General features: G+C 66.7%; 21 protein-coding genes and 1 riboswitch. Of the genes, 14 read left to right on the forward strand and 7 right to left on the reverse strand.

Features of this window, described 5'->3' with window-relative positions; genetic code table 11:
- The first annotated feature begins 138 nt into the window (after window positions 1–138).
- Both JSV65_09650 and JSV65_09655 read left to right on the forward strand, forming a co-directional pair.
- Window positions 139–1,317 (forward strand): zf-HC2 domain-containing protein, encoded by a 1,179-nt coding sequence (locus JSV65_09650; GenBank protein ID UCH36595.1) that lies wholly within the window; start codon window positions 139–141, stop codon window positions 1,315–1,317.
- Window positions 1,318–1,402: 85 nt separating this feature from the next.
- Window positions 1,403–4,456, forward strand: a complete 3,054-nt coding sequence (locus tag JSV65_09655; protein ID UCH36596.1) for a hypothetical protein — start codon at window positions 1,403–1,405, stop codon at window positions 4,454–4,456.
- A 252-nt stretch (window positions 4,457–4,708) separates the two neighbouring features.
- On the opposite strand, the gene JSV65_09660 is transcribed toward JSV65_09655, so the two are convergent.
- The 6 genes from JSV65_09660 to murJ all read right to left on the reverse strand — a co-directional run bounded on the left by JSV65_09660 (window position 4,709) and on the right by murJ (window position 12,992).
- Entirely contained in the window at window positions 4,709–5,656 is a 948-nt protein-coding gene (locus tag JSV65_09660) for a dihydroorotate dehydrogenase (GenBank protein UCH36597.1), read from the reverse strand.
- A gap of 46 nt (window positions 5,657–5,702) precedes the next feature.
- Window positions 5,703–7,001 (reverse strand): hypothetical protein, encoded by a 1,299-nt coding sequence (locus JSV65_09665; protein UCH36598.1) that lies wholly within the window; start codon window positions 6,999–7,001, stop codon window positions 5,703–5,705.
- A gap of 71 nt (window positions 7,002–7,072) precedes the next feature.
- Window positions 7,073–8,350 carry a PKD domain-containing protein gene (locus tag JSV65_09670; protein ID UCH36599.1) on the reverse strand — a complete coding sequence of 426 codons (1,278 nt, stop codon included), beginning with the start codon at window positions 8,348–8,350 and terminating at the stop codon, window positions 7,073–7,075.
- A gap of 24 nt (window positions 8,351–8,374) precedes the next feature.
- Entirely contained in the window at window positions 8,375–9,511 is a 1,137-nt protein-coding gene (gene hemW / locus JSV65_09675) for a radical SAM family heme chaperone HemW (protein ID UCH36600.1), read from the reverse strand.
- A gap of 3 nt (window positions 9,512–9,514) precedes the next feature.
- Window positions 9,515–11,323: an elongation factor 4 gene (lepA, locus tag JSV65_09680; protein UCH36601.1), complete on the reverse strand. Its 1,809-nt coding sequence runs from the start codon at window positions 11,321–11,323 to the stop codon at window positions 9,515–9,517.
- Window positions 11,324–11,327: 4 nt separating this feature from the next.
- Window positions 11,328–12,992, reverse strand: coding sequence for a murein biosynthesis integral membrane protein MurJ (gene murJ, locus JSV65_09685; GenBank protein UCH36602.1), 1,665 nt, complete (start codon window positions 12,990–12,992; stop codon window positions 11,328–11,330).
- A 218-nt stretch (window positions 12,993–13,210) separates the two neighbouring features.
- On the opposite strand from murJ, the gene JSV65_09690 reads away from it, so the two are divergent.
- Genes JSV65_09690 through JSV65_09700 form a run of 3 tightly spaced genes read left to right on the forward strand, consistent with a single transcriptional unit; the run spans window position 13,211 to window position 16,876 of the window.
- A complete protein-coding gene (locus tag JSV65_09690; protein UCH36603.1) occupies window positions 13,211–14,377 on the forward strand; it encodes a glycosyltransferase family 4 protein in 1,167 nt (388 codons plus the stop codon).
- Window positions 14,374–15,513, forward strand: a complete 1,140-nt coding sequence (locus JSV65_09695; protein ID UCH36604.1) for a glycosyltransferase — start codon at window positions 14,374–14,376, stop codon at window positions 15,511–15,513. Before JSV65_09690 ends, JSV65_09695 begins: the two co-directional genes overlap by 4 nt.
- Complete coding sequence (locus tag JSV65_09700; protein ID UCH36605.1) at window positions 15,491–16,876, forward strand: polysaccharide pyruvyl transferase family protein; 1,386 nt, start codon at window positions 15,491–15,493, stop codon at window positions 16,874–16,876. The genes JSV65_09695 and JSV65_09700 overlap by 23 nt, the downstream gene beginning before the upstream one ends.
- Before the next feature lie 43 nt (window positions 16,877–16,919).
- On the opposite strand, the gene JSV65_09705 is transcribed toward JSV65_09700, so the two are convergent.
- On the reverse strand, window positions 16,920–17,108 hold the full coding sequence (locus tag JSV65_09705; protein ID UCH36606.1) for a hypothetical protein: 189 nt from the start codon (window positions 17,106–17,108) through the stop codon (window positions 16,920–16,922).
- 200 nt (window positions 17,109–17,308) lie between these two features.
- On the opposite strand from JSV65_09705, the gene JSV65_09710 reads away from it, so the two are divergent.
- From JSV65_09710 to JSV65_09750, 9 genes are all read left to right on the forward strand, one after another.
- Complete coding sequence (locus JSV65_09710; GenBank protein ID UCH36607.1) at window positions 17,309–18,250, forward strand: hypothetical protein; 942 nt, start codon at window positions 17,309–17,311, stop codon at window positions 18,248–18,250.
- 36 nt (window positions 18,251–18,286) lie between these two features.
- Window positions 18,287–18,889: a gliding-motility protein MglA gene (locus JSV65_09715; protein ID UCH36608.1), complete on the forward strand. Its 603-nt coding sequence runs from the start codon at window positions 18,287–18,289 to the stop codon at window positions 18,887–18,889.
- 102 nt (window positions 18,890–18,991) lie between these two features.
- Window positions 18,992–19,110, forward strand: a riboswitch (cyclic di-GMP riboswitch).
- Between the two features lie 159 nt (window positions 19,111–19,269).
- Window positions 19,270–19,965, forward strand: a complete 696-nt coding sequence (locus tag JSV65_09720) for a DUF4388 domain-containing protein (protein ID UCH36609.1) — start codon at window positions 19,270–19,272, stop codon at window positions 19,963–19,965.
- Window positions 19,962–21,125, forward strand: a complete 1,164-nt coding sequence (pilM, locus tag JSV65_09725; protein ID UCH36610.1) for a type IV pilus assembly protein PilM — start codon at window positions 19,962–19,964, stop codon at window positions 21,123–21,125. The genes JSV65_09720 and pilM overlap by 4 nt, the downstream gene beginning before the upstream one ends.
- A gap of 28 nt (window positions 21,126–21,153) precedes the next feature.
- Window positions 21,154–21,735 carry a PilN domain-containing protein gene (locus JSV65_09730; protein ID UCH36611.1) on the forward strand — a complete coding sequence of 194 codons (582 nt, stop codon included), beginning with the start codon at window positions 21,154–21,156 and terminating at the stop codon, window positions 21,733–21,735.
- Window positions 21,732–22,406 (forward strand): type 4a pilus biogenesis protein PilO, encoded by a 675-nt coding sequence (gene pilO / locus JSV65_09735; GenBank protein UCH36612.1) that lies wholly within the window; start codon window positions 21,732–21,734, stop codon window positions 22,404–22,406. The genes JSV65_09730 and pilO overlap by 4 nt, the downstream gene beginning before the upstream one ends.
- Complete coding sequence (locus JSV65_09740) at window positions 22,373–22,981, forward strand: hypothetical protein (GenBank protein UCH36613.1); 609 nt, start codon at window positions 22,373–22,375, stop codon at window positions 22,979–22,981. Before pilO ends, JSV65_09740 begins: the two co-directional genes overlap by 34 nt.
- 3 nt (window positions 22,982–22,984) lie before the next feature.
- Entirely contained in the window at window positions 22,985–24,685 is a 1,701-nt protein-coding gene (locus tag JSV65_09745; GenBank protein UCH36614.1) for a type II secretion system protein GspD, read from the forward strand.
- A gap of 128 nt (window positions 24,686–24,813) precedes the next feature.
- A partial coding sequence (locus tag JSV65_09750; protein UCH36615.1) for a type II/IV secretion system protein occupies window positions 24,814–26,513 on the forward strand: 1,700 nt, incomplete at its 3' end.

Below are 26,513 nucleotides of genomic sequence, written 5' to 3' on the forward strand. Positions count from 1 at the left end.
TCGAAGCGCCTCGGCTACGTGGCCGCGGGGAATCCAGCCCGCACGGTGTCCCAAGTCACGCCCATGTGAGCGTAACTTCGAGGCCGCACGCGTGTCTAAACCACCCGACGTAACCAAAACCCACAGGAGGGGCAAGCGATGTACTGTGTACGGTCTAGCGAAGAGCTGACCAGCTTCATGGACGGCGAGCTGTCCTCCGGGAGGGCTGCCGAGATCGAGCGGCACCTCACGGAGTGCGCAGCTTGCCGTCGTGCGCTGAGCCAGCTCAGGCAGACGGCGAGCCTCGTTGGTGCCCTGGCGGAGGTCGAACCGCCGGCGGACCTGCGGGCTCGCATCGCGCAGAAGGCGGCGCAGCCGCAGCCGGCCGCGCTGGCCTGCGCTGGCGCCCGTGAGCTGCTCGACGAGTACGCTCACGGCGAGCTCGGTGACGAAGCGGCGAACAGCGTGCACGCGCACCTGTGCGAGTGCGAAGCGTGCGGCCGCGAGCTGGCGCAGCTCGAGCAGGGCGCCGGGTTGCTGGGCTCGCTCGCCGACGTCGCGCCGCCACCGCGCATTCGCGAACGCGTACAGCGTGAGGTGGCGCTGCGGTCGCGCCCGGTGTACGCGAAGCCGACGTTCCGCGGGCTTGTCGCCACGCTCGCAACGGCGGCGACAGCGGCAGCTGTGATGGTTGCGATGCGGGTGCCCGCCTCGGCGCCGCAGTCGGTAAGGCTAGCCGAGCAACCGCGGACGGCGCCGGAGGCGACGGTAGCGGAGCCTTCAACCACGCGGACAGCGCCGATGGTCGCTGAGGAAGTCGTCAAGCCGGCTCAGGAGCAAGTCGCCAGGGCGGTTGCAGGACTGGCGCGAAGCCGCCCGACAGCGGCGACATCGGTCGCAACGACGGCTCAGCCCGCGGCGACGCTGATGGCCAGCGTGGCGCTCGACGGCACGCCGGCAAGCGCAACCGAGCCGAAGCCTGTTGCGCCGGCGGGTGAGCCGGACGATCCCCCGCTCATGGTCGCCTACGTGGACGGCGACGAGATGACGCGCTTCGTTGCGGACGGTGCGCTGCTACCGATCGCAACGCCTGCGCCCCAGCCCGCGGGCGCCGGCCCAGTAGTCGGGTTGGAGCCGGCAACCACACCGGAGTCACTTCCGCAACCCCACCCGACCCGCGAGACGGTGCGCGCGACCGTGACGCCCAAGGTGGAATCGCCGTTCGCCGAGGTGCGCCGGGCGCTGAAGAGCGACCGCAAGTCAGAAGCGCCGACCTTCAGGCGCAAGCGGCAACAGGATCGCCTCGCGGCAGGGCCGATCTCGCCGTGGGGCTTCTGACGGCGTGAGCCGTCATCGCAGTCGAGGGCGGATCGGATAGCAGCGTGTCTCGAATGGTGAACGCTTCCCATAACGAGCAAGGGCGATGAAAAAGAAGGCGAAACGAAAGACAGCACGGGCCCATATCTCGCCGATCAGAGCCGCGGGGCGCAGCCTCGTTTTCGCGCTTTTACTGGCGCTTCCGTGGGCGGCGCCTCACGCCGCGTTTGCGCTGACCGCGCCTGACCAGTCGCCGGCGGACGCGAACCCGGTGTATCACGTCGGCGAATCGTTCAACCCCGTGGGCTCCAGCGGGCTGCCCTTCACGATGATCGACGAACGGCCGGATCCCAAGGCCGCAACCGCGGGCGCGGCGTCACAGATCTGGGGCAGTCAACTCAGTCTGGCCCTCAACGTGAATTCGAGCCTCGCCAGCAGCGTCTATTACAGCAAGAGCTTGCCCCTCTACGAGGCGCTGCGGCGGAACAGCCAATTCGGAGGATTCGATCCGACATTGGGGGTGCTCGCTTTTCGCGCCGAGGGCGCGGAGCACGTGCTCGACAGCGGCAGAGCGATCCAGCAGAAGCTGGACTACGCCTCGGGCGCGTTCGCGCTTCAGGGCTCGTACACCGACGTTGATAAGGATTTCCACACTCCGGGCGCGGGAAGCGTCAGCGTGATCGGAGACCGATCGCCTGTGGATGCCCTGGCGGCGATGCGCGGCATGAGCGAGCTTCAGTTCCAGGCCCAGTTCAATCCGTCGGCCGCGTTCGCGCTGAGCACGAGTCAGCGCAAGTCCGTCAACGAGCAGCCCGGCCACAAAGAGATCGGGATGACGGTGAGCGAGATGGCGCACGCGCTCACCTACCAACTGAGCGGGGATCGCCAGCTCAAGGCGGACTTCCAGAGCCGCGACGAGGACTGGCGGGGCCACGGCGCGATCAACATGGAGAAGCTCGCGGCGCACCTGGACGTTACCAGCCGCCTGGCGCTCGACTACAGCTACGACTGGAACAAGAACGAGCGTCAGGGCCACAAGGAGAAAGGCCGCGACGTTACCGAGATCAAGCAGAGCCTGGTCTACAAGCTGACCGGTGACAGCAAGCTCGCCCTTGACTACCGCAAGTTCGACGAGCAGTGGGACGGCAAGGGGCCGATGCAGCTCGAGACCCTGGCCGCGAGTTTGAATCCCACGAGCCGACTTCAGCTCACGTACAACCACGACTGGAGCGCCAACGATCGCGACGGCCACAAGGAGAAGGGCCTGACGCGCGATGCCACCAAGACCGGCCTCGCGTACCAGTTGACGGATCAGACGCGGCTCGAAGTCAACTACGACGATATCCGCGAGGAATGGGATCGCGGCGACCGCACCGACGCGACGGAGACGCAGATTCGCAACTACGCCGTTCGTCATGCCTTCGGCGGCAGCACCAAGGCCGACGTGACGCGGAACCTGACCTCTATCACCTCGGCCGGCGCGACGACCGACATTGACACGACTCAACTCCACCTCGAACACAAGCCGGGCGAGAGGCTCAACCTCGTCGCGGACTGGATGGACCGAAATCGCAGCGACGGCGGAACCGAGGATCTGACCGCGCTCGCCCTGGACACGGCGATCGGCTCCGGCGCCGGCAAGACGGCGATCAAGGCGCTGTATCAACAGCACAGCGACGGCGCGGATGATAAGCAAGTGGACACGTTGTACCGCCTCGGCGTATCGGCGTCGCCGAGCCCGCTGCTGCAACTGAGGGCGGACTACGAATCGCTCAATCAGCAGGGCCCGAAGGCGGATCATGATTTCGTTCGCACCAATCTGGGCTTCGCCAGCCAGCTTCACCGATATGCAAAGCTGACCGCCGACTACGCGCGCGAAACCGATAAGGATGTCCAGACCAAATCCGACCGCGGAGCCAGGATCGAGATCAACCCCGGCTGGCTTACCCTGAGCGGCGGGGTCGCCTTCCAGGAGCGCCAAGGGCAGCCGGATTTGACGACAACCTCCGGCGACCTGCAGATCAAGTTCGGGCACGCGCTCGCCGACTGGGCCAAGGCGGTGAGCGGCGCCGAGCCGCTCCCGGGCGCTGGCGCACATGGCTTCCGCGGCGCGCCGGGGTGGTTGAACCTCGGCGACGGCGCGATCACGCTCAACTACATCGCGCGCTCGACCGACGAGCAATCGCACGTGGTCACGCGCAGCCTCGGCTACCAGACCATGCTCGGCGACCGCGCGTACGTCAAACTTGCGATGCACAAGAACCCCATGATCAAGAAGAAGGACAAGCTGGTCATGGAGGCGGCGCGGTGGGACAGCTACGAGGGCGGTCTTGACCTGAGCAGCGGTTTCGCGGCTCTCGGCCGCTTTATTCGCGAGGAGGATCTCAACAGCGGGCGCGCAGCGACGGCGCGCGTGCTCGGGCTGCGCGGCGCCATCGGCGGCAGCGACACGTTCACCTTCGTTGGCGGCCTGCAGACGGTGCAGCCGGAGGGTGACGCCGCGACCAACTGGCAGTTCGCCAACGTGAACCTGAAGTTCGGGCGGGCGCTCGCGGACTGGGCCAAGGCGGCCAGCGACGGCGGGCTGTTCGACGACAACACCAAGTACGGCCACCGTAAGCTGCCCGGCTGGGCGGCTTTCGCAGACGGCGGACTAAGCCTGCAGTATATGTCGCGCGAGTCGGAGACAGGCGACCAGCTGATTGCCTCCGCGGCGGGGTATCAGACGATGCTCGGCGACCGCGCCTATGTCAAGCTGTCGTTCCAGCAGAACCCGCTGACCGACAAGGGCAAGGTGATTCCGGTTGACCGCAAGCTCTACGAAGTCGGGCGGCGCTTCGGCGGGAAGTTCATGGCGCTCGCGCGCTTCATCACCGACGATAACCTCGCCGAGTCCAAGTCGCTGCGCACCAGCATGCTCGGCCTGCGCAGCCGGCTGTCGGAGCGCGAGCGGCTGGAGACCGTCATCGTGCTCGACGACGTGTCGAGCCAGGGCCAGCGCTATCGCTCCACCACCTACGGCCTCGAATACGCGCGAGAGGTCAACGACGGCCATTACCTGATCGTCAAGGGCACCCTCACCCGCGACGACCGCCCCGGCGTGTCGGACGAGCTGCGGGATAACTACCAGGTCGACTTCGCTTACAAGAAGGCGATCTAGCGCACCGCGCTTCGTCCTCACCCTCGCATCTTCTGCCGCACAACACCGGACACCATTTCGCTGAATCTCTGAGCGTCTCACACTGCGTCCGTGCGCCTGCCGCCGCGGCGGGATCGCCGACAAATGCGTAGCGGAGTATTGGCCGACGGCCACATGCAGCCGCGCGACAGCCAGGGCCGAAAGGCGGCGCGGTGTTCGGCGAATGGCGCGAGATACGCCGGCGCTTGCCTGGGGCGGGGGGCGGAGCCGGGGCTACGGGTTCAGCTTGACCGAGCCAATCACATCGCGGAGGGACGAGATGCGTTCGCGGCGCAGGAACTCGCGGATCCCCTGCGCGATTTCCTGGGGCTTGTTCGGGTCGGCGAGCAGACACGTGCCGAGGCCGACAGCGGTGGCGCCGGCGATCATCAACTCGATCGCATCGTCGGCATCCCACACGCCGCCCATGCCGATGACCGGAACCTCGACTGACTGCGCGACGCGATAGACGCGCAGCACCGCCGCCGGCCGTATCGCGGGGCCCGACAATCCGCCGAAGTTGCCGCCGAGCAGCGGCCGCCGGGTGCGGATATCAATGCACATGGCGGTGAACGTGTTGACGAGCGCGATGATGTCGGCGCCAGCGCTTTCGCACGCGACGGCGATGTCGGCGATATCCGTGACGTTGGGCGTCAGCTTCGCGATGAGCGGGCGATCCCAGGCGGAGCGGCAGGCGGCAACGACTGCGGCCGCGGTTTCGGGATCTGCGCCGAACGCCATGCCGTGCTGCTCAACATTGGGGCAGGAGATGTTCAGTTCGAGCGCTGCCAGCCCGTCGGCTGCGGCGAGTCGGCGCGCCATTTCGGCGAACTCATCGAGCGTTTCGCCGGCGATGCTGGCAATGAGGTTCAGACCCAACTCCCGCGCGCGCGGGAGCTTGTCGGCGAGGAACGCATCAAGCCCGGGGTTCTCCAGCCCGATGGAGTTGACAAGGCCGGCGGGAGTCTCGACCGTTCGCGCGCCGGGCGGGTTGCCTGCGCGCGGCCGCAGCGTGGTCGTCTTCAGGACGAACGCGCCGAGGTGTCGCAGCTGCGGCGAGCCGACGAATTCCTCACCGTAGCCCCAGATGCCGGACGCGGCGACGAGCGGCGTGCGCAAGCGCATGCCGGCGAGAGTGACCCCCATCGTGGCGGTTTTCGCTTTCGATCTTGCCGGTGTCATGTTCGTTGTCGCGGCTCAGGGCACGGCACACGGTGACCCACATCGGTCATCCCGCGGTCGCCGTAATCTCTTCCCACGCCACCTCTTCGGCGCGAAATGCCGGGCCGTCGCGGCAGACCGTGCGATAGACGGGTTCGCCGCTTTCCGAGCGCATCCGCACCACGCATCCCCGGCACACGCCCATGCCGCAGGCCATGCGCTGTTCCATCAGCACCTGCACCGGGATATGCGGCTCAGTGATGCGCGCGATCTCACGGAGCATCCCGCCCGGCCCGCACGCGAATATCTCTGTGTCGTTGCCCATCATCTCCCTGAGATGTCGTTCCAGATACTCCGTGACGAGCAACCCATCTTCCTGCTCAGTCACGAGCGTGGCCACAGCGCCGATTCCTTCGAAATCCTGCGGCGTCAGGGGCGCGCTCGCGCGATCGACGGCCCCGAGCAGGGCCACAACGTCTCGGCCCTGGCGGCGCAGCTCTTGCGCCAGGGCGAACAGCGGCCCCGCGCCGATGCCGCCGGCGACGAGCACCGCACGGCCCAGGCTCGGGCGTATCTCAATCGGCCTGCCCAACGGGCCGCGCAGCGACAGCGCCTCCCCGGCGCGCATCTGCGCCAAGCGCTGCGTCCCGCGCCCGACGACCTTGAACAGGACGTCGAAGGTTGCGCCCCGGCCCGGCTCGATGATGCTCGATAACTCAGGCGGCAAAGGCGATTGCTCCGAAAGCCGTTCCGGCTCATAGTCGGGGCCGACAAAGCGGTGGAAGCCGAATGGCCGGCGCAGAAGCGGCAGTTTGGGATCAACCGTAGGTGCGACAGATTCGCGCCACGGCTTGTTCTTCGCGTCGGCGAACGACCGGAGTTGATCGCGTGTGACGCATCCGAGGAGCATGAACTGCCCGGCGCGTGCGGCCTCAGCTACCGGCTCGCACGCCAACGTCATGCGGTATGCGTCGCCGCCGCGCGGCTCGATCGCGCGGACCTCGGCGCGGGCTTCGCGGGCCGGGCGGCTCATTGGCTGCGGGACGGTGGCGCCGCGGAAGTAGCGCTCGAGGTTGCGGGTGAGGACCGCCGACCACCCCTCGCGCCGCAGTGTATTGGCCTCCTCGGCGCGGTCAACGAGGGCGAGACAGCGAACGCGATTCGGCCCCGGGAATCTCGACGAAGGCCGGCCCGCGGACGCTGCCTCGAGCCGGTAGGCTACGCGCTTGCCGTCGAGCCACAGCATGCCGACGTGCGCGAGCTGCCCCGGCAGGCCGGGGCAGCGGTTGTTGAGAACGGCATCGCTGATGAACGCGGGGCACGGGCTGCACCTCGTCTGCAGCACCGCCCGATAGGCTGCGCCCACCCACACCTCCAGACCCCGCTCGCGAGCCTGAAAGGCCAACCGGCAGAGCAGTCGCGCCTGGGCGCGCTCCATCATCTCACGCGAACGAGCACGACGTAGGTCTTTGACTCCGGATTGGCGCCGGTCGCGTCACTGACGATGACCGTCGCCTCGTAATCCCCCGGCTGGTCATACACGTTGGTCACGCGCGTGCCGGTCGCTTGCGTCTCGACGCCGTCGGAGTTGTCGAAGTCCCACACCGCCTGCACGGGGGCGAGACCGCCCTTGGCATCGGCGAGAAACGTCACGGGCTGGCCGGTTCTCGCGATCGCCGGGTAGGCAACCGGCTTCGCCCCGAGTGGTGAGGTGTCCAGGGTGATCTTCATCTCGCCAACGTAGAAGATATCCGGTCGCTCGCTGAAAACGGCGATCCTCTCGAGCTGGTCGCCCAGAGGTCCCTTGAACTCGCTGAGCGGGAAGCCGACGCGCGTCCATCCCGAGGCGTTGCGATCCCCGGGGTGGATCGGATAGTCGGCAAGCACTGCGGTGCCCTTATCGGTTGTGAGCTGGACGCGAAAGCCATCGGTCTGGAACGCGGCTTCCGCAGCCGGCGCGGGGCCGGTCGGTATCGGTGCCGGCGCCGGCTTTGCTTGAGGCGTGGGCTGGGTGCGGCGATACGTCGTCCGCGTCGCCCCCGGCGTGCGGCGCATAACAGTCCCCAACCTGCCCGCTGACGCGCGCGAGGACGGCAGCACCCGAGAGGTGCGACTGTCACGCCTTCCGCCGAGCCCGACTCCACCGAGACCGGTGGATGTCCGCCGAGTGGTGCGCGGCGCAACACGCGCACCCGTACGCGTGGGCTGTGATGGGCGGCGCGCAGGGGCGACCGTCGTGCGCGACGAGGTCCTGTCGCGCCCGCCTCCCATCCTCAGGCCGCTCAGGCTCAGGCGGAGCTGGCCGCCTCTCTCCTCGGCGCTCCCGCCAGGCACGCGGTCGGCTCCGCCCACCGCGGACTCGGTGCCCGCTGCTGCCTTGGGCTTCGGGCGTGCGAAGTGAGGGCGCAGCCACATCTCAATGTAGGCGTTGGGCTGCCCGGCGTAGCCGGAGATGTCAATCGGGGTCGCGAAGTCAATCCGTCCGCCCTGGAAGTCCCCGTGTGAGACGAGCTTGAGCGCACTCGCGCCCTGGTACCGGACGTCGGTGACCTCCTGAAGACTGCCGCTGCCCCACGAGCCCAGCGCCAGCGGGACCGGAGCCGTCTTCACGTCACCAGTGTAGATCAGCGTTTCCTGTGCCGCCGTCGCGATACCGCTCACCGCAAGGAGCGCTCCGAGAGTCCCGACCGCCGCGATCGTCACGTATCTCATCATCGGGATCACCTACCTTCGGCCCTGTCAGGCCATGATCCGCATTCCGACCTCACTCGCGAGGAGCATGCCGCGCTCGGTGAGGGCAAGCCGCGAGCCGGTCATTGTCGCCAGTCCCGCCCGCACCAACTCCTCGATGTGGTTTCTGTATTCGTTGACAGCATCCCTGCCGCACCGCGCGCCCAACTGCGCCAGGCACGAGCCCTCCACGGTGCGCAACTCGAGTATCAGCCCCTCGTCCATTCTGCGTCGCGCCGCAAGCCGTTCAACGTACGCCACGGGCAGTACGCCGCGGCGCACCATGGCGCGGTATTGCCCCGGGCACGCCGTATTCGCCCACCGCAGCCCCCGGACGCTCGAATGCGCCCCCGCGCCCAGGCCGACGTAGTCGCCATCGCGCCAGTACTTCTCATTGTGCCGGCAGCGGCGCCCCGGCAAGGCGAAATTGGAGATCTCGTAGTGCTCGTAGCCGGCGGCGAGCAGCATATGTCGCGCCGCCGCGTACATCTCAGCTTCGGTCTCCTCCCCCACTCCCACAAGGTCTCCCGCGAGCTGCCGACGATGGAACTCAGTGCCCGGCTCAATGGTCAGGCAGTACGTCGAAATGTGCTCCGCGCGTAGGCTCATGGCCTGCTCCAGCGTCGCCCTCCACTGCCGCTGCCCCTGGCCGGGCACGCCGAAGATCAGATCCAGGGAGACGTTCTCCCACCCCGCCCCGCGTGCATCTTGCACCGCCTCGCGGGCGCGCCGCGCGTCGTGCCTTCGACCAAGCGTGCTGAGCACCTCGTCGTCGAAGGACTGCGCGCCGATGCTCAGCCGGTTGAACCCAACTCGGCGCAGTTCGGCGAGGGAGTCCCGCGTAAGCGATTCCGGATTTGCTTCGACCGTGATCTCGACATCGTCCGCGAGAGGAAGGCGCACCTCAATCGCGCGCAACAACTCGCCGAGCAGCGCGGGACGCAGCATCGTCGGCGTGCCGCCGCCAAAGTACACCGTGCCCGCAGCAGCGTCGCCGTCCAGCCGCAGTCGCACCTCCTCGCTGACGGCGGGCACGTAGGCCTCGATCTCGCCGTCGGTGGCCGGCCGCGAGTCGAAGCTGCAGTACGGGCATTTGCCCGTGCAGAACGGAACGTGGACGTAGATCCCGAGATGCTCTGCGGACACGTCTCAGCCCTTTTCGTCGCCCACCCGCAAGACGGTGAGGAAGGCCTCCTGTGGAATCTCGACGTTGCCGACCTGCTTCATGCGCTTCTTGCCCGCCTTCTGCTTCTCGAGCAGCTTGCGCTTGCGCGTGACATCCCCGCCGTAGCACTTGGCAACGACGTTCTTGCGCAGCGGCCGGATTTTTTCAGACGCGACGACGCGCGACCCGATCGCCGCCTGTAAGCGCACCTCAAATAGTTGCCGGGGCACCACTTCCTTCAGCTTCTCCACCGCGCGCCGGCCGCGGCGCTGCGCGCGCTCCCGATGGGCGACGAACGAGAGCGCGTCCACGATGTCGCCGTTGACCAGCACCTGAACCCGCACCAACTCGCCCTTGCGGTACCCCGCCACTTCATAGTCCAGGGAGGCATATCCCCGCGTGCGCGACTTGAGCTGGTCGAAGAAGTCGAGCAGGATCTCCGCCAGCGGCAGATCGTAGGTGATGATGACGCGGTTCGTGCTCGAGTATTCGATGTTGCGGAATTCGCCGCGCCGGTCCTGAGCCAGTTCGAGACACGAGCCGACGTACTCCGACGGCGCCATGATCGTTGCGCGCACCCACGGCTCTTCGATGTAGTCCACATATTGGACGTCCGGCATCGCTGCGGGGTTGTCTATCTCGATGACCTCTCCGTCGGTGCGATGGACGCGATAGACGGCGCTCGGGGAGGTCGCCACCAGGGTCAGGCCGTACTCGCGCTCCAGTCGTTCCTGGACGATCTCCATGTGCAGCAAGCCGAGGAAGCCGCAGCGGAACCCGAAGCCGAGCGCGGCCGAAGTCTCGGACTCGTAGCTGAACGCGGCGTCGTTGAGCTGCAGCCGCTGCAGCGCGTCGCGCAGGGCGGGATAGTCATCGCCCTCGGTCGGATACAGGCCGCAGAACACCATGGGCTTCAGCGCCCGGTAGCCCGGCAACGGCGCCGACGCCGGCCGTTCCGCGGCGGTGATCGTATCGCCGACGCGCGCGTCCCCGATCGCCTTGATGCCCGCGGCAACATAGCCCACCTCGCCCGCGGCGAGAGACTCGACGGGCTTCATGGTGAGCCCGAAGACACCGACCTCATCAACCTCGAATTCCTTGCCGGTCGCCATCATGCGGATGTGCATACCCTTGCTCAGCCGGCCTTCGCGCAGCCGGACGTATGCGATCGTGCCGCGGTAGGGATCGAAATGGGAGTCGAAGATGAGTGCCTGCAGCGGCGCCTCGGGATCGCCCTCGGGCGCCGGTATCCTCCCGACCACCGCCTCCAGCACCTCCTCGACGCCGGTGCCTTCCTTGGCACTGGTGAGCAACGCCGCAGATCCATCGAGGCCGATGACGTCCTGCAGTTCCGCGCGGACGCGTTCGGGATGGGCGTTGGCCAGATCAGTCTTGTTGATCACCGGGACGATCTCGAGGTCGTGCTCGAGCGCGAGGTCGGCGTTGGCCACGGTCTGCGCCTCCACCCCTTGCACCGCGTCCACGACGAGCAGTACGCCCTCACACGCAGCAAGGCTGCGCGACACCTCGTAGGTGAAGTCCACGTGGCCGGGGGTGTCTATCAGATTGAGGACGTATGTCTGGCCGTCGCGGGCCGTGTAGTTGATGCGAATCGCGCTCGCCTTGATGGTAATCCCGCGCTCGCGCTCCAGATCCATCTGGTCGAGCACCTGGTCGCGCCGCTCGCGCTCGCTCAGCGTCCCGGTGATTTCCAGGAGCCGATCCGCAAGCGTGGACTTGCCGTGATCAATATGGGCGACTATGCCGAAGTTTCGTATCCGGTTCTGTTCCAACGTGCTATTGCTCGCTCTGGGGCGCGGCCGGCACTCCTGCGCCCCGGCGCAGGAGTGTGCGGCGGATGATGTCCGTCGCCAACGGCAACTCCTCCGCACCCACCACCCGCAGCGCGGCGATAAACGCGGCGGCCCCTGCCGCGATGGCGGCCAGGACTTGCAGGCCGACGCGCCACAGGCTGATGCTCCCGCCCGCGGCCGCCCCCTCGGCCTCGGGTGCCGTCAACGTGAAACCGAAGTGAGGCAAGCCGAACGCGTTACCTATTATATTACTTACCCCCAACGCGACCACGCCCATGACCGCTGACGCCAGGACGACTCTGCCGAACGACGCGGCGAGTCCCCACATGTCCATCGGCCCAACCTTGCGCCGCAGGAGCAGAGCCGCGGCGATCATGGCGGGCAGCGAGGCGATCGAGGTCGCCAGCGGCAGGCTGCCGTACGCAGCCGGGGTGGTCTTCATCAGAGCCACTGCCAGCGCTGCGGTGAGCCCGATATAACCGAGGCCGATCAGCGGGGGCGTCACCGTGTCCTGCATCGAGTAGAACCCGCGGTTAATGATTTGCATGGCAGCGATGGCGAACAGGCAGGGCGCCCAAAGGGTCAGCGCGAACGCTGCGGAGCGCGCCGCGGCTTCGCTGTAGGCGCCGCCCTGCCACAGCAGGCTGATGATGGGCCCGCTCAGCACCGCCAACCCAACCGAGCTTGGCACCGAGAACAGGAGTATCGCGCGCAGGCTGAGGCCCAGCGTGTGCTTGAACTGGTCCGATTCGCCGCGCCGGAACTGCTGCGCGAGCGTGGGGAACGCGGCGGTGGATATGGAGACGCCGAAGAGGCCGAGCGGCAGGACGATGAGCCGGTTGGCGTAGCGAAGGTTGGTGACGCCGCCGGTATAGAATGAGCCGAACAACCCCGGCAGCCACAGCAGGGCAATCTGCTGCACCGCAAGGCCGATCATGAGCGGAAAGAACAGCACCGCAAAGCGCCGCACGCCGGGATGCGTGAAATCGAGCCCCGGACGATAGCGCAGGCCCCGCTTGACCAGCGCCGGAAGCTGCACCGCCACCATCATCGCCGCCCCCGCCAGCACGCCAATGCAGAGGCCAAGGATGCCCAGGTAAGGCGCCAGAAAAACCGCGCCGACGATGATACCCACGTTGTACATACACCAGGCGAGCGCCGGCGCCGTGAAGTGGTGGTAGGACTGGAGGATGCCGCCCGCCATTGCCGACAGCGCGGTGAAGAAGACCATTGCCGCCATCACCCGCACGTAGAACACGCACTCCGCGAATACCTCGGGCCTGCGGGTGAACCCGAAGGCCGCGATCGGCACCAGATAGGGAGCGCAGACGATAATGACGATGACGCCCACCGCGACGGCGAGAACCATCGCCGTCGCAAGCGTATTGATCATGCGCCACGCTTCGTCTTCCCGCTCCTGCACCAGGTAGCCGGAGAGCACCGGTATCAACGCCGCCGCCAGCGCCCCGCCCGCAAGCAGATAGTACAGCAGGTCGGGGACCTGGAACGCCGCCCAATAGGCGTCGGTGTGGGGGGTCCTGCCGAACTGGTAGGCGATGAGCTTGTCTCGGACGTACCCGAGCACGCGGCTCCCTGCGGTGGCGGCCATCATGATCGCCGCGGCCTGCACAACGGTCTGCCTCTTCACAGGGCTATTATACTGGCGCCGGCTACGGCAGGCAAGGACGAGCCCATCACGGGGCCTTTCGCACGGCATCATGCAGGAGATCGATGGCTGATGCGCGACGGCGCAAGGAGGGCGGGCGGCGAAGGCCGAAACAACAAAGGATACTTCGACCGAAAGGCAGTGCCGGCCCCGCGGCGAAAGACGCCCGGGGTGGCGGCGTGTCCAGAGGCTCGTGGAGCATGAGGATCCTGATGCAAGCCCGGGTGAGCCTGTTCACCGTGCCTGGCGGGGATACGGTTCAGGTAGTCGAGACGATGCGGGCGCTGCGACGCATGGGGGCGGATGCAGACGTCTCCGTCGAACCGAATGCCGACCCGCGCGGGTACGACATCGTCCACCTCTTCAACCTTGGGCGCGTGCAGGAGACCGCCAGATACGCTCGCCGGGCGGCCCGGGCGCACGTGCCGATGGTGCTCTCGCCGATCTACTGGGACACGAGCGAGTTCGAACGGCGCGGGCATTCCGGCGCGCGGGGGGCGCTCTGTCGCGCTCTGCCGCTGGAGCTTATCGAGCGCCTGCGCGGCGTCTGGCGCTACTGCGTGGACGGTGAGCGAAATCAAGCGACATTTGACCTCGTGATTCGGGGCTGGCGGCGACTGCAGCGAGACACCCTATCGGTCGCATCATGTCTGCTGCCGAACTCGGTGACGGAATCGGCGCTGCTGCGGCGCAGCTTCGGGCCCCTTGGTTGTCCGACCGTGGTCGTCCCCAACGGAGTGAACCCGGAATTCGGCTCGAGGACGGACCGTGAGCGCCGCGGTGTCGCCTGTGTCGGTCGGATCGAGCCGCGCAAGAATCAGCTCGGGCTGGTGCGCGCGCTGCGCGGAACGACCTACGGGCTGTCCCTGGTCGGCGCGCCGGCTCCGAATCATCGCCGCTATCTGAGCCGAACGCTTCGCTGCGGTGGCGCCGGCGTTCGCTGGCTGCGAGGGATGCCGCACGAGCAAGCACGCCAGGTTATGTCCCGGGCCAGAGTCCACGCGCTGCCGAGTTGGTTCGAGACGCCCGGTCTCGCCTCCCTCGAGGCGGCCGCCGCGGGGTGCGCCGTCGTGGTCAGCGACCGCGGCTCGACGCGAGAGTACTTCGGCGACGACGCGCAGTACTGCGATCCGGCTGACCTCGACTCGATCCGCGGAGCGGTCGCTCGGGCGTGGGCCGCGCCGCCAGCGCAGCTGCGCGAACGCGTGCTCGACAAATTCACCTGGGCTAAGGCGGCGGAGCGCACGCTGTACGCGTACCATCTCGCGCTGGACGCCGGCTCCCCGTGCGCTGAAGCGATGACGCTCCCGGGAAGCTGCGCGCCTGCGTCGCATTTCACCGGAGTCGGAGCCGCACTGGGCCTGTGAGAATAGCAATCGTCGGATCGAGAGGAATACCCGCGCGTTACGGCGGCTTCGAGACGTGCGCCGAGCAAGTCAGCCGACGGCTCGCGGACGCCGGGCATGAGGTCGCCGTCTATTGCCTGCGACGATACGTCGGGCCAGCGAGCGACACGCCGCCCGGCGTGCGCCGGATCTTCCTGCCGACCATCCACCACAAGGCGTTGGAGAAGCCGCTGTTCACGTGGCTCTCGCTGGTGCACGCAGCGGCGAGCCGCGCCGAGGTCATCCTGGCGCTGGGGATCAGCGGCGGGCCGGCGACCATGCTGCCCGGGTTGCTCGGGAGGCCGGTGGTCACCAACATAGATGGGCTCGAGTGGCAGCGCGCCAAGTGGGGCACCGCGGCGCGGGCGGTGCTGCGATTGTTCGAGGCGTCCACGGTGAGGATGAGCAACGCGGTCGTGTCGGACGCGGCGGCGATATGGTCGTACTGTGTCAGCCGGTATGGGCGGCGGCCCTGGCTCATCCCGTACGGAGCGGAAATCGTGCCCACCGCCCCGGGGGCTGCGCTGCGCGAACTCGGCCTCGAGTCGCGCAAGTACTTCCTCGTGGTCGGACGACTGGAGCCGGAGAGCAACGTAGACGTGATCATCCGGGCGCACGCCGGCCTGCCCGATGCGCACCCCGTGGTCATCGTCGGCGACGCTCCGTACGCGCAGCAGTACATTCGACAGCTCAAGCGCATCGCGGGCCCCAAGGTGGCATTCGCGGGGTATGTCTTCGGCAGCGCCTACCGGGAGCTTCAGTCGAACGCGTACGCATACATCTCCGCCACCGATGTCGGCGGCACGCATCCGGCGCTCTTGGAGGCGATGGCGTACGGCAACTGCGTGGTCGTCAGCGATATCGCCGAACACCAGGAGATCGCAGCCGGCGCGGGCATTCTCTTCAAGGCGCACGACGTGGACGATCTTGCAGATCGGCTCGGATGGTTGATGCGCAACCCCGGCGCAGCTCGCGCGCTTGGCGAACGCGCCGGCCGCCGCGCCAGAGGCCGGTACTCGTGGGACGTCGTGGCCGACGAGTACGCGCGCCTCTTGGATTGCTGCCGCAACGGCCACGCAGCCAAGCAGGTGGGGCGTGACCGAGCACCAAGCCACTGACGACGCGTCGAGCCCGAGACGCATTCTACTCGCCACCGCCGCAGGCTACACCAACCTCGGCGACGACGCCATTGCCCATGCCGTGCTGACGCGGCTCGGACAGGACCTTCCGACGGTCCGCGCGAGCGTCGTCGCCGGCCCGCGGTTCGCGACTGACAGAGGAACGCAACCGGCTGCGCGGCTCGGCTGGACGCGCCTTGATCGTCTCGCCCGCGCAGTAGAGGAAGCCGACGCCGTAGTCGTCGGCGGCGGCGGACTGCTTTACGACTCCACCTTCCGCGTCAGCGCCGTTGACTTCTTCCGCCCCGATGCATCGTGGCTCATCCGCACCGCCAAGCTTGCGATGTTGGCCCGGATCGCGCAGCGCCCGTTGCTGCTTTACGCCATGGGGGTCGGGCCGCTGGTGTCTCACAGTGCGCGCAGCCTGGCGCGGTTTGTGGCGGAGAGCGCGCAGTGCATCGCCGTGCGCGACGCCTATTCGAAGCAGACGCTGATTGACTGCGGCGTGCCGGCTGATTCGGTACACGTGGCGGCGGATCCCGCCCTCGAACTGCCCGCGCCGTCCGACGAAGAAGCGCAGGCGGCGGTCCGCGAATGCGCTCACCTCCCCCGGCCGTGGATAGCCCTTAACCTGCGCCCATGGTTCCGCTTCCGGGGAATCCCGCTCGCGCCGCGATCCGGAATGGACCAACTCCGCGCGGCAGTCAGGCAAGCGGCTGAAGCCCTGGTACGGGAGACCGGTGGCTCGATCATCGGCCTCCCGCTCCAAGCCGGCCCGCACGGCGACCTGCCGTTGCTCCGACGCGTACTGCAAGACATCAGACGACGCAAGCGGGCCGCAATCCTCGCACTCGCATCCCATCGGGCCGCGCAGGCCGTGATTTCGCGCGCCGACGTAGCTGTCGGCATGCGCCTGCACCTGCACGTGTTCGCCGCGAACGGCGCAGTCCCGTCGGTGGGTCTTACCTACGACCCGAAAGTGGCGTGCTTTCTGTCTGAGTTGGGGATGGGCGCATTCGCTCTGTCCGCCGACGACGTCACTGCTCACGCCATCCTCGAAGCGACCCATCGCGCCTTGCGCGAGCGGCGGGAGTTGCAGGCCCACCTTCGCGCCGAGCGCGAGATCATGCTCCGACGCTGCGCCCTCCCGGCGAGGCTGCTGCGTGACATGCTGCACGGGGTCGGCGCAGAGTCTGCGCCGTCGCGCGCGGAGGGCGTAGCGGCGACGTGGCCGGCCGAACGCGCGGCGCTGATGCAGCACCTCGCGGCGATGGAAAGAACGTCGGGCAGGCATCTCGCGCGAAGTCTGGAGCCCATCCGCTGGATCGCCGAGATGGTGCGGCGGGTCACCGGCCGCGGGTGAGGCGCGAGCCAGGCCAGCTTCGCGGTCCGCCAGAGAGCCCCGACTACCACCCGCCCGACCGCACGACGGACATCCCCACGACGTCCGTGATTGCCACCCCGCTTGGCGTGAAGCAGTTCGTCGCGTTCGGCGCGAGGCCACTATGGAATGCCCACGCCATGGTGAGCGGGATGACGAGCAGCGACAGACGCCGCGACGTCGTCTTCGGCTCGGAGAAGAGCCGGCCGAGCAATACCTCGGTCCACCTGACCCATCGGTAGGTCCGCGCGGCCCGCGTGGCATTGGGGACGGTCGGATAGGCGCCGCAATATCAAATTGCGAGACCGGATGTGGAATAACTATGGCGAACCGAATCAGTTCTTCGCTGTGGCTTGCGCGGCCATCGTGGGCCCGCGCCCCAATTCTCATGACGACTCCGGCGTGGAGACGCTGATGAAAAGAGAGATCAGCGGGACGAGCGTCGCCACCGCGGTCCTACTATTGGCGGCTGCCGTTCTGCTGTGCACCAGACTTGAAAGCCTCGACGCGCCAGCGATCAAGCTGCCGGTGCTCGCGGCTCTGCTTACCGAAGGCGCTGTGTACGCTGGGATCATCTACGTGTGGTCTGGGCGGTTCAGTCTGCGCGCGGAGTTGGTCTGCCTGCCCACGCTGCTCTTGCTGCGCATCGCCGTCTCTGCCGCGGCCGCGGTCGGGGCGGAGCTTGCTGCGGCGCGGCGGCCCCACATCGGGTGGGACTTCCTGTCGCCGGGGTGGGAGAGTTGGATGACCGCCGCGGCCTTCGCGGTGATCGCGGTCTACCTGGTGCGCGGCGCCCTGATGCCGCCTGAGCGGGCACCTGCGGAGCGCAGGGCGCACAAGGTGTCAACAGCGCAGCCCACGGCGGCGAAGGTCGCATTCGATTCCCCGCCTGCTCAGGCCGGGGCCGGCGCGAGTGCCGACGCAGAGGACGCGGGGCGGAACGGCGCAACGGACGCGTCGCTGTTTCAGGTGCTCGACCCGCGCGATTCGGCGCAGTCGCAGATGTCGTCAGCTCCGCCTATGCCGCAGGTGGAGGGCTGGGTGACCGTGCCCGCGTCGTTGATCGCAGAGCAGCTTCCGCCGGACGCGCAGCTGGAGGTGGACGAGGTGACGATACCGCTGTCACGCATCATGCCCAGGCTGCGTGAGGGCGAGGTGCGCATCCCGTTGGTCGAGCTCGACGACGTCGTATCCCGGCCCGCCGGGGCGGCCGACGATGCGGCGAGCATCGAGCTTCCGCTACCCGCGATCGTGCCGCTTATCCCGGATGAAGCCTTCGACTTGCCGCAACCGAAACCCCCGTCGTGGCTGGCAGCAGACGCGGCGCTGGAGGACATATTCTTCGCCAAGGTCTAGGGACGCCTGGCCTGGAACGCGAGCAGAGGTCGGCCTATGGCCTCCGTCAACTATGCACTAAAAGAGATTTCCTGCAAGATCGTGTACTACGGCCCGGGGATGTGCGGGAAGACAACCAATCTCCAGCACATCCACCATCACACCAACGCCGAGCGGCGAGGCGATCTGGTCTCGCTCGCCACGCCCGGCGAGCGCACATTGTTCTTCGACTTCCTCCCGCTGGAGGCGCCGAGCCTGCACGGTTTCGAGACGAAGTTCCAGGTGTACACGGTGCCCGGCCAGGTGATGTACAACTCGACCAGAAAGCTCGTGCTGCGGGCGGTGGACGGGATCATCTTCGTCGCCGATTCGCAGTGGGACAAGATGCGAGAGAACGTCGAGAGTTTCCGCAACATGGAGGAGAACCTAGCGGGCTACTCGTGCAGCCTGGAGACGACGCCTTACGTGATGCAGTACAACAAGCGTGACCTCGACAATGTGGCGCCGCTGAGGTTCATGCAGTACGTTCTGAACCCGTGGCAGGTGCCGCATTTCGAGGCGGTCGCTATCGACGGCCGCGGCGTATTCGAGAGCCTGAACGCAGCGTGCAAGTTGGTGCTCGCCAATCTGCGCGCGAAGCAACAGCGCGGCGCGATGTAGGGCACCGCCGGTCGTCTCGTTCAAGCTGTTGCCGATGACGGCCGAAATGTGGAATAAAGCAGTAGAGCCGGGGGGCTTGACAACCAAATAAGGGATTTCGGTCGCTGATAAAGGCAAACCCTTCGCGAGGAGGGGACGCAAAGCCACGGGACTCACCCTGGATGCGGCTTGGCCGCAGTCAGGAACGGCGCGCTGCGCCGTGAGTCAGCCGGGTTGCCACAAGACGAAATCCCCGCGCGCCGCCTGGTGCGGCGTGATATGGGGAGCCGTCTTCCGGCAGCCTTGCTGGGGCGGCTCCGCCTTTTGTTGGGCGGGCACAGCCGCCCAGTGTCGCCAGAGCAACTGGCTGCCGGTGGACGGCAGATCCGAGGGATGGCACATTGCCGCTGTATGGCACGTTCGACGAGTTTGGCTTCGCGGAGATACTCCAGCTGCTCAACCTGAGTCGCAAGAGCGGCACGTTGACCGTGCGCCAGGGCAGCCTGCAGGGGCTGGTGCATCTGCGCGACGGGCAGGTCGTGGAAGCCGCCTGCGAGGGCCACAGCGGAGCCCCGGTGATCTATCGGCTGCTGGGGTGGCGCGAGGGGGAGTTCGATTTCAGCCGCAACCTGCGACCGGTGACGCGCAGCGTTCACGATTCGACCGAAGCGCTCATCATGGAGGGCATGCGGCGGATTGATGAATGGGAGCAGATCGAGCGGGAGTTCACCGACCTCAACGTTGTGCTGCGCTTGAGGAGCGGCAAGGCGACGGAGCGACACGACGACCTCAGCGACGAGCACCGTACCATCATGAAGCTAGTGGACGCGCGCCGCAATGTGGCGCAGATCATCCGTGAGAGCGGCATCGAGCCGGTGCAAGCAATCCTCCTCATAACTGAACTCATAAGCCAGGACCTCGTCGAGAAATGGGGCTCGGCGAAGGTCAGCACTCGGGACCAGGTGGCGCACGTCGAACACACGCCGCCGTCACCGAGCCTGGGCATCGGCAACTACTTCAGCCCGAGCCCGCCCGGCGACACAGCGGGCGCGCCGGCGGGCGTCCCACCCGCTGAGACAGGAGCAGACGAATCATGAGCGTTTTCTCGAAGCTCTACGGCGACGCCGACGTCGTCGGCTTGGACATCGGCAGTCACAGTGTCAAAGTCGTACAGTTGGATGAAGAGCGCGGGAGCCTGGTGCTGCGCAAAGCGGGTACCCGCCCGACGCCGGCGGGCGCCACCAAGGGCGGAGTCGTCACCGATTCCGCCACCGTAGCCCAGACCGTGTCTGCGCTGCTGGGCGCTCTCGAGATCCCGGCGACACAGGTGTTGGCGGCGGTCGCAGGGCCGACGGTGGTGGTGCGCCAGGTACAGATGCCGTACATGTCGGAGCGCCAACTGCGCAAGTCCATCCAGTGGGAGGCGCGTAGCTACATCTCCTTCCCGGTCGAGGACAGCATCCTGGAGTTCCAGGTGCTCGGGCAGCGGGACGGCGGCCAGCTCGACGTCATGCTCGTCGCGACGCCCCGCGATATGGTGGAAACCCGAGTGGAGGCCCTGGAACGCGCCGGCCTCGAGCCGATTGGCATTGAGCTCGAGCCCTTCGCGACCATGCGCAGCCTGATCGAATTCAACGGGCAGTCGGCATTCGACACCGAGACGGTCGCGTTGGTCGACAGCGGCGCATCGTTCACCGAGATCAACATCGTCAAGAACCGCAACTTCGTCCTGACGCGCACCATCCCGATCGCGGGCAACAGCATGACCGAGGCCATCGCCTCGGCGCTCGCCATGGATAACGACAAGGCGAACGCCCTCAAGGAAACCGCGATGCAGGTGGTGTGCAGCGAGGAAGAGCGCGCCACTCTCGATCCCTTCGCCCAGCAGGCGAGCCGCGCCGTCGAGCCGCTGCTCGACGAGCTGATCCGCGAAATCCGCCGCTCACTCGCCTATTACGACTATCAGCAGCAGGCGCCTGCCGAGGATGAGGACCAGAACCGTGCCCCGGGCGTCAACCGCATCATCCTCTCCGGTGGGACGGCCAAGATGGCCGGGCTCGCCGCCTACTTCCAAGCGCAGCTCGGCGTTCCCGTCGAGCAGGCAGGCATGTTCAGCCACGGGCTGATCCAGACGCCCGGGCTGAGCCAGGAGTATCTCGACGAGCATTCCCCGACGCTCGTCGTCGCTGCCGGCCTGGCGCTCAGGGAGATCATGCTGAGCGGCAAGCTTAACCTGAGAGCAGCCGAAGCCCGTTGATAAGCGTCAACAAGTTAGGTGAAGCCTGATGACAAGCATCAACATCAACCTCATCGCCGAGCGCAGAGCACAGAAGCAGCGCAGCGCCAAACTGCTGCGGCTCGCCGGCTACACCGTCTTGAGCCTGATCGTCGTCATCGGCGTCATGTACGCCTATTTCACGATCGCCATCGGCATCACGCAAGGCGAGGTCGTGGAATGCGCCGCCAAGCTCAGCGACCCCAAGTTCCGCGCTGATCTCCAACGCATCGAGTATTTGGAGCAGCACTGCGCTGCGCTGGAGCCGCGAGTGAACCTGCTCGAGGCGGTCCACGGCAGCCAGCAGGCCTGGATCGCGGTCCTGGGCGACCTCAGCCGCTGCATCCCGAACAACGTGTGGCTGACCAACGTCCAGTCGCGCCGCGATCAGTCCGGGCAATCCCTGTCCATCGCAGGCTCTGCCGCCTCGCAGCGGGCGGTCGGCGACTTCATGCTGAACCTCAAGCAAGCGACGTGGTGCGGGGATCCCGTGCTTAACTTCACGCAGACGGTGGGCTTGCTCGACCAGGAGGTGGTGAATTTCGATGTCACCGCCCCGATCAAGCATCCCATAGGGAGCGAACTCCGATGAAGATAGCAAATCGCAAGGGCGCCTTCACGATCCTGATTCTCGTCTCGACCGTGCTGTTGTGCCTGGGGGGGTTTGTCTACCAGACCAAAGTGACGAAGCTGCGCGCGCTGACGCGGGAGCGCAACGACAAGCGCCAGGAACTCCAGGGGCTGCAAGACAAGCTCGCCACGAGGCCGATGCTCGAACGCAAGTACTCCAACCTCCAGGAGCGCCTGGCGGTGCTGGAACCGGCACTGCCGACCTACGCCTACATACCGACCTTCCTGCGGCAGATAGAGAAGCTGGCGCAGGATACGGATAACAAGGTGATGGGCGTCAAGCCGCTGCCGCTCATCGAGCGCGCGCCCACGCCCGCGCCCGCGTCCACCGAATCTCCAGCGGGAGCTGACGGCGGCGCGGCGCCGGCCGAAGAGCAACTGGCGGCCGACGCACTCTACGACCGGGTACCGATCGAGTTTGATCTCACGGGCGAGTACTGGCAAACGGAGAAGTTCCTCGAGCGCTTGAGCCAGTTCCCGAAAATGCTGGCGGTCAACGACCTGTCGCTCGCGCCGGCATGTCAGCCGGAGGGCCTCAAGGCGCCGGACCTGCGCGTGAAGATGAACCTGCTCGCTCTCATCCAGAAAGGGGAAGAGAAATGGACAAGCGACGCAAAGAACTCCTCTTCCTAGGGGCAGGACTGGCGGTTCTGCTGGCAGCCCTGTTTTTCACGTTCAAGCCCACCACGCGGCCGGCGCAGGCGACGACGCAGCCGCCGCCGAGCGCGACGGCGCGCGAGCCGTCTGACTTGGCCTCGGCACGCATCGAGTCGTCGGCGGCGCCGATACCGATGAGCCAAGGCGGGACGACGGCCGGGCGTAATCCCTTTGCGCCCGTGATCGCCGCGCGGCCGGCCTCCGCACCGGGCTCCGCGCCGCCGGCGATGGTGGCCGCAATGCCGCCGGCGCCCCTGCCGCCGATCGAGCCCATGCGCCTGGAGCTATTCGGCCCGCCGGATCAGGCGTCCCCGTCCGGGGTCATAACGCCCGCGGCGGAACCGACGCCGGCGCAAGCGACTCTGCGCCTCACCGGCGTCATCTACGGTGACCCGTCCATGGCGATCATCCGCAAGGGTGACAAGCGATACTTCGTGCGGCCCGGCGACCCCGTCGGTGGCCGCTACATGGTTCAGTCCATAGCACGTCGGCAGGTGGTCCTCGCCAGCAGCGAGGGGACACTTCGCCTCGACCTAACAGGGAGGTTGTAAGACATGACCCGCAGAGCAATCCCCAACCGAAAGTTGTCCCCTCCGCAGGCACGCGCCTGGCTGTGCCTGGTGCTCAGCGCAGCGGTGCTGTTGCCGCTCGCCGCGGCGCCTGTGGCAGCGCAAGGGCCGGAAGCCCTCCCCGGGACGCAGCTTTTCGCTGCGGCGGACCCGGCGGCTGGAGGGAAGCGTTTCAGCCTCGATTTCGTCGCCACCGATCTGGTCGACGTGATCAAGGCGCTCGCGGCCCAGAGCGGCGCGAACATCGCGGTGAGCAGCACGGTGTCCGGCACGGTCACGCTGCGGCTGAGTGAAGTCACGGTCGAGGAAGCCCTGACCGTGATCAGCAAGATCAACAGCCTCGAGTTCGCCAAGATCGACAGCACCTACGTTGTGGGCACGCCGGAGGAGGTCAAGGCGTTGGTTGCGGAGCCGCCGGCTCCGGATCAGCCGTTGACTGAGGTCGTCGCCCTGCAGTACGTGCCCGCTGAGGACGCCATGGCGATCATCGGCGACGTGGAGCCGCAGGTCACGTGCAAGGCCAGCCCCACCGGCGGGCTGATCCTGAATGGGACGCCCGCTGCGCTCGAGCGCGCGAAGGCGCTGCTCGCGGGCGTCGACGTGGCGCCCGCGATGGGCATCGCGGAGCGCGCCATCTACACGATCAAGTACGCCGATCCCAGGGAGTTCCAGGAAACACTGGAAACGGTGTTCCCCGATCTGAAAGTGACGCCGGCGCCGCGGTCGAGCACGCCGACGGTGCAGCCCGCCGCCAGAGGGGGCGCGCTGCAGGGCGGGATGGCAGCACTGGCTGCGCCGCAGTTGTCGGCGCAGGGCCAGCAGCCCGGCGGCGCGGGCGGAGTAGGCGGAGCCGGTCAGACGCAGGAACTCTCCCACGTCAGCAAGCTGGTTCTGAGCGGCGCGCCGGCGACGCTCACGCGTGCCCTCAAGCTGTGCGAAGAGCTCGACGTCCCGCCGATGCAGATCAAGATCAGCGCCACCATCACCGAGGTGCGCCAAGACGTGGAGAAGCGCCTCGGCATCAACTGGCAGGACCTTGCGGGCAAGGCGGGCATCATCGTCGGTGAGGCCTCCCCGTCGGAGTTCGACAGCGGGTTGTCCGCCGCCGAGGTCGCGGCCCACGATCTGAAGCTCGGCAGCATCATGCGGTCACACCTCAGTATCGCCGGCGCGATCAACGCGCTGGTCACCGAGGGCAACGCCCGCATCATGGCCAACCCGACCATCATGATTCTCGACGGCCGCCAGGCGACGATCCACGCGGGCGAGAAGATCTACTACCCGCAGATCGTCGGCTACACCCCGCTCGGCGGCCAGATCGTCCAGGCCACGGAGATTGACGTCGGCGTGACGCTCATGGTCAACCCGCGGATCGGCCCTGACAGCGAGATCACGCTGACCCTCGTGCCGAGCATCAGCTCTATAACGACCAGCGTGTTCGACGGATATCCGACGATCACCGAGCGTTCAACCGTGACCACCGTGCGCGTCAAGAGCGGTGAGACGCTGGCCATCGGCGGATTGATCCGCGACGACGAGACAATCAACGTCAACAAGGTGCCGTTGCTGGGCGACATTCCCGTCATCGGCGACCTGTTGTTCAAGTCAACGGTGAGGCATCCGGTGCGCTCGGAGGTGGTGATCATCATCACACCCGAGATCGCGGAGTCGGGGGCCGCGAGCTAGCGATTCGACGTGATTGTGTTGACAGGTGCGGGGGTCGCGCGGCTCGGCGTTCGGCCCCCGCTTGCGTGCCGCGATAGAGGACCGATGCATCGCGGCCGACGACGTAGGCAAGGGTGACAGGCAAAGGGATGGAGTCTCAGCAGAAATTCGTCACAGAGCTGGTGCGTGAGTTCACCAACCTCACCGACGACCAACTGCACCAGGCAATAGAGATCCAGAAGGAGACCAAGGAGCCGCTGCCCCAGATCTTGGTCAACATGGGCCTTATCAACGAGAAGGATAAGGCCAAGTGCCTGGGCCGGCAGTGGGGGATCCCGTTCGTTGACCTGTCGGAGCGGCAGCTCGACAAGGAACTCATCAAGGTCATTCCGCGCCACCTGCTGCAGCGCCTGCGCGCCGTGCCCCTGGAGCAAAGCGGCCGCAAGCTCACGGTCGCGATGGTCAACCCGCTGGATATCTTCGCGATAGACCAACTGCGGCTCGTGGCCGGCCTCGAGATCGAGCCCGTCATCGCGACGGACGAAGACATCAGCAATGTGCTGACGCAGGCCCACGCGGTGAGCGAAGAGATCGGCGCAGCCATCAAGCAGGTTGCGGAAGAGGTCGGACAAGCCGACATCAGCGAGATCACGTTTGAGCACAAATCCGCGGAGGAAGAGCTCACTGCCGATCAGTTGAAGGAACTCACCGAGGACGCGCCGGTGGTGCGCCTGGTGAACCTCATCATCCAGCAGGCGTTGCGCGACTCCGCGAGCGACATCCACATCCAGCCCGAAGCGAATCGCGTCCGCGTGCGCTATCGCATTGACGGTATCCTGCACGATAAGATGGTCGTGCCCAAGCAGGTGCAGGCGGCGTTGGTGTCGCGCGTCAAGGTGATGGCGGAAATGGACATCGCCGAGAAGCGAGCCCCGCAGGACGGACGCATCTCCCTGCTCATGAACAACCGGGAGTTCGACTTCCGTATCTCGACCTTCCCCGGAGCGCACGGCGAGAAAGTGGTCATGCGCGTTCTCGACAAGCGCGGGGTGCAAGTCAACCTCAACAAGCTCGGCATTCCCGCGAGCATGATGGAGGAATTCGACAATCTCATCAACCGCACGTACGGCATCATCGTGGTGACCGGGCCCACCGGCAGCGGCAAGTCAACCACGCTGTACTCGGTGCTCAACAAGATCAACGGCCCCGAAAAGAACATCATGACTATCGAGGACCCGGTGGAGTACCAGCTCCCGGGGCTGACGCAGGGACAGGTCAACCCGCGCGCCGGCGTCACCTTCGCCTCGGCGCTGCGCACCATGCTGCGCCAGGACCCGGACGTCATGCTGGTCGGCGAGATGCGCGATGCCGAGACCTCCCTCATCGCCGTCGAGGCGGCGTTGACCGGCCACCTCGTGCTCTCGACACTGCACACCAACGACGCTCCCAGCGCGGTCACCCGCATGCTGGAGATGGGGATCGAGCCGTTTCTCATCGCCTCGTCGGTCATCGGCGTCCTCGCGCAGCGGCTGGTGCGTGTGATCTGCCCCGACTGCAAGGAGGCGTACACGCCGCCGGTGGATGCGTTCCGGCGCCTCAATTTGGCGATGGATATGGAGTCGGTGACGTTTTACCGCGGCCAGGGGTGTGATCGCTGCATGAACACGGGCTACCGCGGACGCATCGGTGTGTTCGAACTCATGGCTATTAACGACAGCATCCGCGAACTCGTCCTGCGGATGACAGAGGCTCACTCGATTCGCCTGGAGGCGCTCGATTCATTAATGTTTACGCTGCGCCAGGTTGCGATGCAGAAGTTCCTGGAGGGCTTGTCGACGATGGTGGCAGC

This window comes from Armatimonadota bacterium (genome assembly GCA_020354555.1).
In the GTDB taxonomy this organism is placed as follows: domain Bacteria; phylum Armatimonadota; class Hebobacteria.

Bases quoted from the DNA above. Each gene is read 5' to 3' on its own strand.
- JSV65_09660 (UCH36597.1), bottom strand. From the start codon at position 5,656: ATGACACCGGCAAGATCGAAAGCGAAAACCGCCACGATGGGGGTCACT.
- JSV65_09655 (UCH36596.1), top strand. From the start codon at position 1,403: ATGAAAAAGAAGGCGAAACGAAAGACAGCACGGGCCCATATCTCGCCG.
- pilO (UCH36612.1), top strand. From the start codon at position 21,732: ATGAAGATAGCAAATCGCAAGGGCGCCTTCACGATCCTGATTCTCGTC.
- JSV65_09710 (UCH36607.1), top strand. From the start codon at position 17,309: ATGAAAAGAGAGATCAGCGGGACGAGCGTCGCCACCGCGGTCCTACTA.
- pilM (UCH36610.1), top strand. From the start codon at position 19,962: ATGAGCGTTTTCTCGAAGCTCTACGGCGACGCCGACGTCGTCGGCTTG.
- JSV65_09650 (UCH36595.1), top strand. From the start codon at position 139: ATGTACTGTGTACGGTCTAGCGAAGAGCTGACCAGCTTCATGGACGGC.
- JSV65_09670 (UCH36599.1), bottom strand. From the start codon at position 8,350: ATGATGAGATACGTGACGATCGCGGCGGTCGGGACTCTCGGAGCGCTC.
- JSV65_09740 (UCH36613.1), top strand. From the start codon at position 22,373: ATGGACAAGCGACGCAAAGAACTCCTCTTCCTAGGGGCAGGACTGGCG.
- JSV65_09745 (UCH36614.1), top strand. From the start codon at position 22,985: ATGACCCGCAGAGCAATCCCCAACCGAAAGTTGTCCCCTCCGCAGGCA.
- JSV65_09715 (UCH36608.1), top strand. From the start codon at position 18,287: ATGGCCTCCGTCAACTATGCACTAAAAGAGATTTCCTGCAAGATCGTG.
- JSV65_09690 (UCH36603.1), top strand. From the start codon at position 13,211: ATGAGGATCCTGATGCAAGCCCGGGTGAGCCTGTTCACCGTGCCTGGC.
- JSV65_09730 (UCH36611.1), top strand. From the start codon at position 21,154: ATGACAAGCATCAACATCAACCTCATCGCCGAGCGCAGAGCACAGAAG.